This window comes from Streptomyces sp. B8-7, assembly GCF_058833805.1.
Genome location: NZ_JBYRRL010000001.1, coordinates 389721 through 401831, shown reverse-complemented (window position 1 = coordinate 401831; position 12111 = coordinate 389721). Strand labels below are relative to the sequence as shown.

The window sequence follows — 12111 nt, the reverse complement described above, 5'->3', positions numbered from 1 at the left end:
CGGGCGCGGGGCCGCTCCCGGCCGTCGTCCGCCGGGCGCTCCCGGCCGTCCTTCGCCTTCCGTGCCGTCGCGGCCGGTCGCGCAGTTCTCCGCGCCCGCGCAGGGCGCCACCGCACAAGGAGTGCAGCACATGAGTGACCCCCAGCCGGAAGCCGGCGCCCCGGTGCGCCGCGTGCTCGCCGTCATCCCGGCCCGCGGCGGCTCCAAGGGGGTGCCCGCGAAGAACCTCGCCCCGGTCGGCGGCGTCCCGCTGGTCGCCCGCGCGGTCCGCGAGTGCCTCGCCGCCCGGCACGTCACCGACGTGGTCGTCTCCACCGACGACCACGCCATCGCCGAGGCCGCCCGCTCGGCCGGCGCCGAGGTCGTCCTGCGTCCCGCCGCCATCGCCGGCGACACCGCCACCTCCGAGGCCGCCGTCCTGCACGCCCTCGACGCCCACGAGGCGCTGCACGGCTCCCCCGTCGACGTGGTGCTGCTCGTGCAGTGCACCAGCCCCTTCGTGGTCCGCGAGGACATCGACCAGGTGGCCGGGGCGGTCGTGGCGGACGGCGCCGACACCGCCGTCACCGTCGCCCCCTTCCACGGCTTCGTCTGGCGCGAGGACGGCGCGGAGGCCGGGGGCGGCACGGGCGTCAACCACGACAAGGCCTGCCGGCCGCGCCGCCAGGACCGGCCCCAGGACTTCCTGGAGACCGGCGCCGCCTACGCCATGGACGCGGCCGGCTTCCGCACCCACCACCACCGCTTCTTCGGCCGCACCGAGCTCGTGCGCACCGACCCGGCACGGGTGCTGGAGATCGACGACCCGCACGACCTGGCGCGGGCCCGCGCGCTGGCGCCGCTGTTCGACGCGGACCGCCCCGGCGCGCTGCCCTCCTTCGACGACATCGACGCCGTGGTCCTGGACTTCGACGGCACCCAGACCGACGACCGGGTGCTGATCGACTCCGACGGACGGGAGGTCGTCTCCGTGCACCGCGGGGACGGGCTCGGCATCGCCGCCCTGCGCCGGAGCGGCCTGCGGATGCTCATCCTGTCCACGGAGCAGAACCCTGTGGTCGCCGCCCGCGCGCGGAAGCTGAAGCTTCCCGTGCTGCACGGCATCGACCGCAAGGACCTCGCACTGAAGCAGTGGTGCGAGGAGCAGGGCATCGCGCCGGAGCGCGTGCTCTACGTCGGCAACGACGTCAACGACCTCCCGTGCTTCGCCCTGGTCGGCTGGCCCGTGGCGGTCGGCAGCGCCCACGACGTCGTACGCGGCGCCGCACGCGCGGTCACCACCGTCGCCGGTGGCGACGGCGCGATCCGAGAGATCGCCGGCTGGATTCTCGGACCCTCGCTCGACTCTCTCGACCCCCTCACCAAGTAAGGAACTCCCTGACATGAGCACCAACTCCCGTCTGCGCAGCTTCGGTTCGCGCGAGGTCGGCCCCGGCAGGCCCGTCTACATCTGCGGCGAGATCGGCATCAACCACAACGGTGAGCTGGAGAACGCCTTCAAGCTCATCGACGTGGCCGTCGAGGCCGGCTGCGACGCCGTGAAGTTCCAGAAGCGCACCCCGGAGATCTGCACCCCGCGCGACCAGTGGGACATCGAGCGCGACACCCCCTGGGGCCGGATGACCTACATCGACTACCGCCACCGCGTGGAGTTCGGTGCGGACGAGTACGGCCGGATCGACGCGTACTGCAAGGAGAAGGGGATCGACTGGTTCGCCTCCCCGTGGGACACCGAGGCCGTCGCCTTCCTGGAGAAGTTCGACGTCCCGGCCCACAAGGTGGCGTCCGCGTCGCTGACCGACGACGAGCTGCTGCGCGCCCTGCGCGCCACCGGCCGCGCGGTCATCCTGTCCACCGGCATGTCGAGCCCGAGGCAGATCCGCCACGCGGTGGAGGTGCTGGGCAGCGACAACATCGTCATGTGCCACGCCACCTCCACCTACCCGGCGAAGGCCGAGGAGCTGAACCTCCGCGTGATCAACACGCTGGAGAAGGAGTACCCGAACGTCCCGATCGGCTACTCCGGCCACGAGACGGGCCTGCAGACCACGCTGGCCGCGGTCGCCCTCGGCGCGGTGTTCGTCGAGCGCCACATCACCCTGGACCGCGCGATGTGGGGCTCCGACCAGGCCGCCTCCGTCGAGCCGCAGGGCCTCACCCGCCTCGTCCGCGACATCCGCACCATCGAGGCCTCCCTCGGCGACGGCGTCAAGAAGGTCTACGACTCCGAGCTCGGCCCGATGAAGAAGCTGCGCCGCGTCACCGGTGTCGTCGCCGAGGCGGAGATCGCCGCCGCAGCCGGCGAGCCGGTCCAGGTCTGAGCAAACCCGGATCACGATCCATCTACGACGGGACGGTCGTACCGCGAATGAGCCCCCGCGCCGGTGAAGCCGGCCCCCGCACTCTCGCGTTCATCGAGAGCCCGGTACAGCTGCTGAACGTACTGGAGTGGGCGCACACCCGTGCGCCCGGCGCGGGGCTCACACTCGTGGTCCTCTCGCCCGTCGACCCGATGACCCGCGGCCAGCTCCGCCGGATGTCGGAACTGGCCCGCGAGGAGGGCTACGAGGTCCGCTGGGAGGAGGCCCGCGGCGGCACCGCGGCCCCCTTCCAGACCGTCGGCGGCCTGATGGGGCCGCTGCGCCGGGCGGACCGGATCGTCCTGGGCGACCCCTTCTCCCGGTACGTCCAGCTGCTGCTGACCTTCGCCTCCGCGAGCGAGGTCGTCGTCGTCGACGACGGCACCGCGACGATGGAGTTCATCACCCAGCTCGCCCGCGGGGAGCGGCTGGTGCGCTGGCACCGCAAGGGCAGCCGGCGCGGGCCGCGCGACCTGGTGCTCGCCCCGGTGTCCGCGGCCGCGCGGCGCCGCCTCACGCCGGGGGCGGGGCGGGGCGTCGAGGTGTTCTCCTCGATGCCGATCGAGGAGGCCCCAAAGGGGGTCACCGTCACCGCGAACCGCTTCGCGTGGACCCGGGCCCGGTTCGGGCCGCCCCGGCTCACCAAGGGGGCCGACATGGTGGGCACGTCGCTGGTCGAGACGGGCGTGGTCGACGGGGACAGCTACCTGGAGGCGGTCGGCCGCCTCGCCAAGATCCACGGTGTGGCGCGGTACTTCGCCCACCGCCGGGAGAGTGCGGAGAAGCTGCACCGGCTCTCGGTGGAGACGGAGCTGGAGATCGTCCGGCCCGATCTGCCGCTGGAGCTGATCGCGCGCCGCGGGCCGATCGGGCGCACGATCCTCAGCTTCCCCTCCACCGTCGTGCACACGTTGCCGCTGGCGCTGGCCGGGACCCAGGTGCGGGTGGCCGTCTGCGACATCGACCCCGCGTGGCTGACCCGGAGCGCGTCGCCCCGCGCCCAGGGCTTCCTGTCGGGCGTGACCGGCTCCGCCCGGGACGTCCACCGCCTGCGCGCCGTCCCCCACCCGGGCTGACGGAGCCTGCGCCCCTCCGCCCCTTCGCCCCTTGAGCCCCTCCGCCCCTTGAGCCCCTGCAGCCCCTTCGGCCGGCTGCGACACGGTCGCGGCTCCCCGGCTGCGCCTCCGCCGTTCACCGGCTGCGGGTCCGTCGTGGCCGGTCGCGCGGTTCCCCGCGCCCCTGGGGCGCGCCCGCACGGCGTTGCCCCGCCGAGGCCTCTTGCCGCCCCTCCCGCCTGCCGCCCGCCGACTGCGGCGCCGTCCTGGCCGCCCGCGCGGTTCCCCGCGTTCCTGAGGGCGGAGCTCGCCTGAGCGAAACGGCGTCCGCCCGATGTGGCGCGAGCTGGGGGTGGCGTGGGGGAGGGCCCCCTCCGGCCGGGGTGCGGCGCGGTGGGGGCCCTCAAGGGGGTGTCAGGCCAGGAGGGTGCGGAGGTCTGCCGCGTTGGCCTGGGTGATCTTCCAGAGTTCCTGCTGGCGGGCGTGGACGTCGGCGACCGTCCCGGCGTGGTCGGCGAGGAGGTCGGTGGAGCGTTCGACGAGGCGGGCGGCGAGGTCGCGGTCGTGGACGGACACGCCCCACTCGGGCCGCTCGATGTCGGCGAGGAAGTACGCCATCTTCGGGTGCGAGATCAGGCTGATGACGGGCGTGCCGCAGCCGAACGGGATCATGCCCGCGTGGCCGCGCATGCCGATGACCAGCTTGGTGCGGGCGTAGAGGTCGCGGATCTCGTCGTTCTCGAAGTCGTACATCGGGATGACGGGCAGCGACACCCCGTGGACGCGGCGCAGGTCGAAGGCGAGCTTCTCGTCGTCGAGGGAGTGCGCGACGATCTTCACCTCGGCGAGGGCGCCGAGGCCCTTGACGGCCTGCGCCATCTGGGCGAGGAAGTAGCCGTAGTCGTGGCCGAAGCGCAGGCCCGCGCGGTCGTAGGCGGCGTTGACGAGGATGGTGTCGTCGCGCTGGGCCGGGTCCTTCCAGTCGGGGACGAGCTGGCGGGTGACCGTCGTCGGGCAGGGCTGGAAGCGGACCTTGTGGTGCAGGTGCTCGGGGATCATGGCGCGCACCTTGGCGATGGAGCCGTGGTTGCGCAGGCCGAAGAAGGACGACTTCTCCACCAGCCTGCGCAGCGACTCGCGGAAGCGCTGGGCGCGGTAGGACTGCCCGTCGAAGGCGTTGAAGCCGACCGCGTACACCGCGACGGGCACGTCGATGCGGTCGAGGAGTTCGTCGGGGACGTTCCACTGCCAGGCGCTGTTGCCGTTGGGCATGGTGTCCGGGATGAACAGGCCGCCGCCGCCGATGACCAGGCCGCGGCGGGAGTTGACGCGCTCCAGGGCGGCCTCGTCGAACAGCCGGTGGGCGTGCACGGAGTGCCAGCGCCGGGGGCCGGGGTCCGGGTCGAAGGCGAGCCGGACGCTCTCCGGCAGGAGCTTGTCGCCGGCGTTGCCCTGGCGGTCCATGTAGAAGGCGACGTGGGCGAGCTGCTGGTCGGCGCTGCCCTGCTGCTGGGTGGGGACACCGAGGGCGCGCTGGTGCCAGATGCGGCTGGCGCGGTGCGTGGGGTCGACGGTGAGGCCCTGCAGGGCGTGCCGCTGCGCGGTGGCGTCGTCGCCGTGCACCCAGGCGATCTGGGCCAGCCGGGCGAGGGCGGTGGCGGCCCGGTTGGGGGCGGCGCAGGCCAGCAGGAGCTGGGCGCGGGCCTCGTCGTAGCGGGAGACGCTCATCAGGGCGTGTCCGTACACCTCGTGCGGCCAGGCCTCGTCGACGGGTATGTGGACGCGCTCCATGATGTCGACGGCGGCCTGGTACTCCCCGGCGCCGATGTGGGCGAGGGCGACCCGGCGGGCGGTGTCGACGTGGCCGGTGCGTTCCACGTGCGGGGTGCCGAAGTGGACCAGGAGGTCGCGGTGGAGGGTGCCGCCGCCGGTGAGGTAGGCGGCGTGCAGCTCGGCGTCGCTGAGGTCGAACTCGCTCCAGCGCTCCTGGGCCCTGGTGTAGCCGGCCTCGCCGCCCTGCCAGGGCTTGTGGCGGCCGGTGAAGTGCAGGACGGCGGTGTCCTCGGGGACCTCCAGGTCGCCGGACAGGCGGCGCTTGACGAAGTTGTACCTGGGGTCGAGGCGGACGAAGTCGCCGTCGAGGACCGCGTTGAGGATGCCCTGGTCGTGCTTGTCGAGCTCGTAGGAGCCCTCGCGGCCGACCTTGTCGATCTTCGCGTAGAACGCGTCGGTGAGGTATTCCCGCTGGATGACGAGCAGGCCGGAGTTCAGCTTGTGCTGGCCGTAGAAGAACTGCGGTACGGCGGCCAGGCCCTCGCGCAGGCAGAGCAGTTCCGCGAGGGAGCCGAGGACGACCATGTCGGTGTCCAGGGTGATCACGGTGTCGTAGTCGCGGATCTTGAAGACGTCGAGGATGAAGTACGCCTTGCGGACCAGGTAGTTGTCCTGGTCGCCCTTGGCGTACGAGTCGTAGTGGTCGGCGTCGACGCGGCGGAAGTCGACCCGCGGGTGCAGGGCGCGGATCTGCGCGACGGAGGACGGCTTGAGGTCGTCGTGCAGGACGATGAAGTCCTCGCACACGCCCGGGTTGGTCAGGGCGAGGGAGCGCAGCAGGACGAGGAAGCCCGGCAGGTAGTTCTCGTCGACGAAGCTCGCGAAGGCGATGCGGCGCTTGCCCGTGAGGGTGCGGGCGTCGGTGGCCGGGGCGGCGCCGGCCGGGGCGGTCCGGCTCGGCGCGGCGGATATGGGGGTGGCGGTCATCGCAGGGAGATCCTCATGCCGGAGACGCTCTGGGCCCGTTCCATGACCCACGCCTTCTCGCTGGTGTATTCGTGCACGGACGTGATGGGCATCTTCATGGCGGCGTCGATGCGGTAGGCGCCGGACTCGTAGAAGTCGAAACCGATCAGGTCCAGGGTGGGGCTGACGTCGAGGAAGTCGAGCAGCCACAGCATGTTGAAGCCGCTGGTGGGGATGGCGGGCCAGACGTCGGTGCCGAGCTTGCCGATGTTGCGCACCGGCCAGCGCAGCGACTCGTCGCCGAGGTACTTCTGGGCGCCGGGCACGAGCCGGGTGCGCAGGGAGTACTTCCAGTCGCCGGAGATCCCGCCGAAGATCAGCCGGGTGTCGACGTGCTTCTCCCAGTTGAAGCCGTGCTTGTGGATGGTGGCGTGGATGTCGGTGCGGCGGCCGGTGTGGGCGGCGTCGATCCGGTACGAGTTGAAGCGGACCACGAGGTCGTAGGCGTCGATCTCGGCGCCCATCGCACTCGTGCCGACCTTGCCGGAGTTGGCGATGAGCGCGATGGACCTGCCGGCGATGCGGTTGCGGAACTCGCCGAGGCTGATCCACTCGACGCCGCCGTAGGTGGGGTCGGGCACCGGGCCGCGCATGCGGTTGCGCCGCTGCTCGGCGAACAGGCCTATGGCCTCCGTGAGTTCGGCCGTGGGCCGGGCCTGAGCGCCGGTGGCGAGGTCCAGGTAGTGGCCGAGGGCCTCCTGGAAGTCCGGTTCGGGCGCGTCGGCGGCGTCCATGGCGAGCAGCGCCCCCACGAGGCGGGCCTGCGCGCTCTCCCAGTCGCCGTCCGCCTGCGCGGCGAGTCCGTCCGCCCAGCTGTCGGTGGCGGGCCGGCCGGCGAACTGCGCGGCGGCGGGCACGGTGGTGCGCAGCAGGGCGAGCAGTGCGGACCGCTTGTCCTCGGCGAGGCGCAGGCCGGCCACCTTGGCGCGGACCCCGAAGCCGTCGTCGTCGGTGAGCGCGAGGTAGCGGTCGAAGGCCTCGACGGCCGCGGCCGGGTGGCCCATGGCCTCCAGCAGGCGGCCGCGCAGCCGCCAGCCGGCGCGGGAGTTCTTGCGCAGGGTCAGCACGGTGTCGCTGATGAGCAGCGCGAGGTTCAGCTCGTCGTCGTACCCGCAGTCCAGGGCCTTGGTGCCGACACCGAGCAGGGCGTCGAGGAGGTCGTTGCCGACGGTGGCGCCGGAGCCCTTGACGCTGCGTCGGAGCAGCGCGCCCGCGCCGCTCGGGGCGGGCGCGGCCTGCTCCTGCGCGGCCCAGAGGGCGAGCAGCCGGCGCAGCTGCTCGGCCAGGGCGACCCGCCGGGGGTCGAGGCTGCCGACGAGCTTGCCGCTGTGCACGGCGCACGCGCGCAGGCAGTCGTCCAGCTCGGCCGGGGTGACCTGGGCGGTCGGCGGGCCTGCGTCCGTGGGCGCGGATGATGCCAGATCCCCGGTCCGGGGACGTGACCATCTGCTGCGAACCCTCGTCATGGTGCTCCTGCTCTGGGGTGAGGCTGAGAAGGCAAACAAGATGCCAAAGCATGGGTGAAGGTCCCTGAACAGTAAGAAACCAATGCGACGGGAAGGTGAACCACTCGGGACCGGCGAGCAAATCGTGCCTCGCTCGAACGGAATTCCGCGAGGTGACATCTAGGGTTGGCCTGTTGACATCTCCGGTGACTGACGAGGAATGGCTCCATGACCGAAACGGTCGTCGGAACTCCGGCGCCCCAGCCCGCCCCGGCCCCGGCCGGCGGGATGTCCCGCGGGAACGTTCCGGCGAAGACGGAAAAGCCCGGGGGACGGCTGCGCGCGCTCGACGGACTGCGGCTGCTGGCCGCGCTGATGGTGGCCTTCTACCACTACGGCGGCCGCGGCGGCGAGATCACCCGGGCCTGGGGCTCCTCGCCGAAGACCCAGTTCCCCACGCTGCACGCGTGGTTCGCCTACGGCTGTCTCGGCGTGGAGATCTTCTTCGTCATCAGCGGGTTCGTGATCTGCATGAGCGGCTGGGGCCGCCCGCTGCGCTCCTTCTTCGCCTCGCGCGTGTCGCGGCTGATGCCCGCCTACTGGGTGGCCGTCGTCCTCGTCACGGCCGTGTTCGCGCTGCCGGTGGTGGCCTACCACGCGGTCTCGCCGAGCGACGCCCTGCTGAACCTGACACTGCTTCAGCAGCCGCTGGGTGCCGACCGGGTGCTCGGGGTGTGCTGGACGCTGTGGGTGGAGGTCCGCTTCTACGCCCTGTTCGCGCTGTGCATCGTGCTGCCGGGCGCGAACCGGCGGCGGGTGGTGCTGTTCTGCGTGGTGTGGACGATGGCCGCGGCGGTCGCCGACGCGGCGGGCGAGCCGCTGCTGGACCTGGTGCTGATGCCCGAGTACGCGCCGTTCTTCATCGGCGGCATCGGCATCTACCTGCTGCACCGCGACCGCAGGGACGTCACCGCGTGGGGCATCGTCGCGGTGAGCTGGCTGACCGGGCAGCACTACGCGGTCGCCGACCTGTGGCACCGGCCCGGCCCGGGCCACTTCTCCTACCGCTCGGCGTACGTGATCATCGCGGTCGTCACCTTCGGCTTCGTCGCGGTGCTCGCGGTGGCGCTGGGCTGGCTGCGCCGGGCCGACTGGCGCTGGCTGACGGTCGCGGGCGCGCTGACGTACCCGTTCTACCTGGTGCACGAGCATCTGGGCTGGGTGGCCGTGGAGGCCTTCCACCAGCGCCTGGGGATGCCCGCCCATGCGACGCTCGCCGCGACACTGGCGTGCATGCTGCTCCTGGCGTGGCTGCTGAACCGGTGCGTGGAGCGCCCGGCGACCCCGCTGCTGCGCGACGCGCTGGCCCGTCCGCTGCCGTACCCGAAGCACTGAGCTCGGCCCTCCCCCGGTCCCCGTCCGCCGGGGGCCGGCCGCACCGGCCCCCGGCGGCCACGCGCCCGGGCCGCCCCCGGGCCGCGGCCCGAGGGGCCTCGCGCCCGGTCCGTGGCCGCGGGCCTCCCCTTCGGGACCACCGACCGCCCGGCCGCCTCCCACGGCCGCACTCCCCGCGCGGCCGTGCGCGGCGGTGCGCGGCGCGTGCGGCGGTGTGCGGCGCGTGCGGCGGTGTGCGGCGCGTGCGGCGGTGTGCGGCTACGCGCCCGCGAGGGACAGCTTCACCGCGAAGCCCAGGAAGACCGCCCCCGCCGCGGACGTGGCGCCCGCCGCGAGCCGCCGGCGGCGCCGGAACGCGTCGGCCAGCCGCGTGCCGCCGAATATCAGCAGCGACAGGTAGAGGAAGCTGGCCGTCTGCAGCAGGACGCCCAGGACGACGAAGGACAGCGCCGGGTAGGCGTAGTGCGGGTCGACGAACTGCACGAAGAAGGAGATCAGGAACAGGATCGCCTTCGGGTTGAGCAGGGAGACGATCAGCGCCCGCCGGTAGGGGCGCTCCTCGGCCGCCGGGTCGGCCGCCGCGGCGACCGCCTCCGCCAGGGGCCGCTCGGCACGCGTCCGCCACATGCCCCACGCCGAGCGCAGCATCCCGAGCGCCATCCAGGCCAGGTACGCGGCACCGGCGTACTTGACGACCATGAACAGCAGGGGCGTGGTGGTGAGCACGGAGGCCGCGCCGAGCGCCGCCAGCGTCATCAGGACGGCGTCCCCGGTGAAGACGCCGGCCGCGGCCAGGTATCCGGTGCGCACGCCCTTGCGGGCGGCGACCGAGAGGACGTAGAGGGAGTTGGGGCCGGGCAGCAGGACGATCAGGACGAGACCGGCCAGATAGGTGGGGAGGTCGATGACTCCGAACATGGAAGGGAGTGTCGCACGCGGATACGACACTCCCTCCGGACTCCCCCGGAGTCCCCCCCCCCGGACTCCCCCCGGACTCCCCCGGCCGTCCGGCAGTCGGTCAGCGGGCCCGCCCGATCGGTCAGAACGCGTCCGAGGGGACGTACGTGCCCCACACCGCGCGCAGGGCGTTGCAGACCTCGCCGACGGTGGCGCGGGCCTTCAGGGCGTCCTTCATCGGGTACAGGACGTTGTCCTCACCCTCGGCGGCCTTCCGCAGCGCCTCCAGGGCGGCGTCCACGGCGGCCTGGTCCCGCTCGGCGCGCAGCGTGGCGAGCCGCTCCGCCTGGCGGGCCTCGATGGCCGGGTCGACCCGGAGGGGCTCGTAGGGCTCCTCCTCGTCGAGCTGGAAGCGGTTGACGCCGACCACGACGCGTTCGGCGGAGTCGGTCTCCTGGGCGATGCGGTAGGCGTTGCGCTCGATCTCGGCCTTCTGGAAGCCGTGTTCGATCGCCGTGACCGCGCCGCCGAGGTCCTCGACCTTCCGCATCAGCTCCAGCGCGGCCGCCTCCACCTCGTCGGTCATCGTCTCGATGACGTAGGAGCCGGCGAACGGGTCGACGGTGGCCGTGACGTCCGTCTCGTAGGCCAGCACCTGCTGGGTGCGCAGCGCCAGCCGCGCCGACTTGTCGGTGGGCAGCGCGATGGCCTCGTCGAAGGAGTTGGTGTGCAGCGACTGGGTGCCGCCGAGCACGGCCGCGAGGCCCTGGACGGCGACCCGGACCAGGTTCACCTCCGGCTGCTGCGCGGTGAGCTGCACGCCCGCGGTCTGGGTGTGGAAGCGCAGCATCATCGACTTGGGGTTCTTCGCGCCGAACTCCTCCTTCATGACCCGGGCCCAGATCCGGCGCGCGGCGCGGAACTTGGCGACCTCCTCCAGGATGGTCGTCCGGGCGACGAAGAAGAACGACAGGCGGGGCGCGAAGTCGTCGACGTCCATGCCGGCGGCGACGGCGGTACGGACGTACTCGATGCCGTCGGCGAGGGTGAAGGCGATCTCCTGCGCGGGCGAGGCACCGGCCTCCGCCATGTGGTAGCCGGAGATCGAGATGGTGTTCCACTTGGGGATCTCGGCCCGGCAGTACTTGAAGATGTCCGCGATCAGCCGCAGGGAGGGCTTGGGCGGGAAGATGTACGTCCCGCGCGCGATGTACTCCTTCAGCACGTCGTTCTGGATGGTGCCGGTGAGCTGGTCGGCGCTGACGCCCTGCTCCTCGGCGACCAGCTGGTACAGCAGCAGGAGCAGCGCGGCGGGGGCGTTGATCGTCATCGACGTCGACACCTTGTCCAGCGGGATGCCGCCGAACAGGACCCGCATGTCGTCGACCGAGTCGATGGCCACGCCGACCTTGCCGACCTCGCCGTGCGCGATCGGGGCGTCGGAGTCGTGGCCCATCTGGGTGGGCAGGTCGAAGGCGACCGACAGGCCCATGGTGCCGTTGGCGATGAGCTGCTTGTAGCGGGCGTTCGACTCGGTGGCCGTGCCGAACCCGGCGTACTGGCGCATGGTCCAGGGGCGGCCGGTGTACATCGACGGGTACACACCACGGGTGAACGGGTACCTGCCCGGCTCGCCCAGTTTCTCCGCCGGGTCCCAGTCCTGGAGCCCGTCCGGCCCGTACACGGGCTCGATGGGGAGTCCGGACTCCGACTCGCGTGCCATGGTGTGCCTCCGCGTCACTGAACTACCTGCCGGTACGGCAGGCCTTCGCCACGGACTGTAGCGGCGGGCGTGCTCCCCGGTGGAGTGCCCCACGCTGGGACCTTGCTCACAACGTGGCAACGTCGTGCGCGACCGGTCAGGTGCGGCGGTGCACTGCTCGGCGCACTGCTCGGCCGACTTCGCCGCCCGCGGCTACGCGGGTGCCTCGCACGGCTGTGTGAACGTACGCGACCAGGCGGCGATCGCCGGCCTGTTCGCCCGGGTGCGCAGCGGCGACAAGGTCGTCGTGCACCGGTGAGGAGTGTGGGCGCGGGTGGGACCGGGGGAACGTGTCCCACCCGCGCCGGGTGCACGAGCCCTGGGGTACGGGGGGAACCCCGGCTCTGTGCGAGGGCCGATGACCAGTCGGCTCACCTACTACTGCGCCACCCCGCGAG

General features: G+C 72.4%; 9 protein-coding genes. 5 read left to right on the top strand and 4 right to left on the bottom strand.

Annotated features, from left to right (window positions below):
* Window positions 1-130 precede the first annotated feature (130 nt).
* From AC5K6T_RS01750 to AC5K6T_RS01740, 3 genes are read left to right on the top strand one after another with little or no spacing between them, the layout of a single operon-like run.
* Window positions 131-1369, top strand: coding sequence for a cytidylyltransferase domain-containing protein (locus AC5K6T_RS01750; RefSeq protein WP_493204992.1), 1239 nt, complete (start codon window positions 131-133; stop codon window positions 1367-1369).
* Window positions 1370-1382: 13 nt separating this feature from the next.
* Entirely contained in the window at window positions 1383-2321 is a 939-nt protein-coding gene (locus AC5K6T_RS01745) for an N-acetylneuraminate synthase family protein (protein ID WP_493204990.1), read from the top strand.
* A 47-nt stretch (window positions 2322-2368) separates the two neighbouring features.
* Window positions 2369-3436 carry a hypothetical protein gene (locus AC5K6T_RS01740; protein WP_493204989.1) on the top strand — a complete coding sequence of 356 codons (1068 nt, stop codon included), beginning with the start codon at window positions 2369-2371 and terminating at the stop codon, window positions 3434-3436.
* Between the two features lie 393 nt (window positions 3437-3829).
* Here the strand turns inward: AC5K6T_RS01740 and AC5K6T_RS01735 are convergent, their stop codons facing one another.
* Together AC5K6T_RS01735 and AC5K6T_RS01730 are read right to left on the bottom strand one after the other, a co-directional pair.
* Entirely contained in the window at window positions 3830-6175 is a 2346-nt protein-coding gene (locus AC5K6T_RS01735; protein WP_493204987.1) for a glycosyltransferase, read from the bottom strand.
* Window positions 6172-7680, bottom strand: a complete 1509-nt coding sequence (locus tag AC5K6T_RS01730; protein ID WP_493204985.1) for a tetratricopeptide repeat protein — start codon at window positions 7678-7680, stop codon at window positions 6172-6174. The genes AC5K6T_RS01735 and AC5K6T_RS01730 overlap by 4 nt, the downstream gene beginning before the upstream one ends.
* Window positions 7681-7887: 207 nt before the next feature.
* On the opposite strand from AC5K6T_RS01730, the gene AC5K6T_RS01725 reads away from it, so the two are divergent.
* A complete protein-coding gene (locus AC5K6T_RS01725; protein WP_493204984.1) occupies window positions 7888-9054 on the top strand; it encodes an acyltransferase family protein in 1167 nt (388 codons plus the stop codon).
* Between the two features lie 258 nt (window positions 9055-9312).
* Here AC5K6T_RS01725 and leuE read toward each other — a convergent pair whose 3' ends face one another.
* Together leuE and AC5K6T_RS01715 are read right to left on the bottom strand one after the other, a co-directional pair.
* Complete coding sequence (gene leuE / locus AC5K6T_RS01720; RefSeq protein ID WP_493204982.1) at window positions 9313-9972, bottom strand: leucine efflux protein LeuE; 660 nt, start codon at window positions 9970-9972, stop codon at window positions 9313-9315.
* Window positions 9973-10093: 121 nt separating this feature from the next.
* On the bottom strand, window positions 10094-11674 hold the full coding sequence (locus tag AC5K6T_RS01715; RefSeq protein ID WP_493204980.1) for an acyl-CoA mutase large subunit family protein: 1581 nt from the start codon (window positions 11672-11674) through the stop codon (window positions 10094-10096).
* Window positions 11675-11753: 79 nt separating this feature from the next.
* On the opposite strand from AC5K6T_RS01715, the gene AC5K6T_RS01710 reads away from it, so the two are divergent.
* Entirely contained in the window at window positions 11754-11972 is a 219-nt protein-coding gene (locus AC5K6T_RS01710) for a L,D-transpeptidase (RefSeq protein ID WP_493204978.1), read from the top strand.
* The last annotated feature ends 139 nt before the right edge of the window (window positions 11973-12111 follow it).

Bases quoted from the DNA above. Each gene is read 5' to 3' on its own strand.
- AC5K6T_RS01750 (WP_493204992.1), top strand. From the start codon at position 131: ATGAGTGACCCCCAGCCGGAAGCCGGCGCCCCGGTGCGCCGCGTGCTC.
- AC5K6T_RS01745 (WP_493204990.1), top strand. From the start codon at position 1,383: ATGAGCACCAACTCCCGTCTGCGCAGCTTCGGTTCGCGCGAGGTCGGC.
- AC5K6T_RS01740 (WP_493204989.1), top strand. From the start codon at position 2,369: ATGAGCCCCCGCGCCGGTGAAGCCGGCCCCCGCACTCTCGCGTTCATC.
- AC5K6T_RS01735 (WP_493204987.1), bottom strand. From the start codon at position 6,175: ATGACCGCCACCCCCATATCCGCCGCGCCGAGCCGGACCGCCCCGGCC.
- AC5K6T_RS01730 (WP_493204985.1), bottom strand. From the start codon at position 7,680: ATGACGAGGGTTCGCAGCAGATGGTCACGTCCCCGGACCGGGGATCTG.
- AC5K6T_RS01725 (WP_493204984.1), top strand. From the start codon at position 7,888: ATGACCGAAACGGTCGTCGGAACTCCGGCGCCCCAGCCCGCCCCGGCC.
- leuE (WP_493204982.1), bottom strand. From the start codon at position 9,972: ATGTTCGGAGTCATCGACCTCCCCACCTATCTGGCCGGTCTCGTCCTG.
- AC5K6T_RS01715 (WP_493204980.1), bottom strand. From the start codon at position 11,674: ATGGCACGCGAGTCGGAGTCCGGACTCCCCATCGAGCCCGTGTACGGG.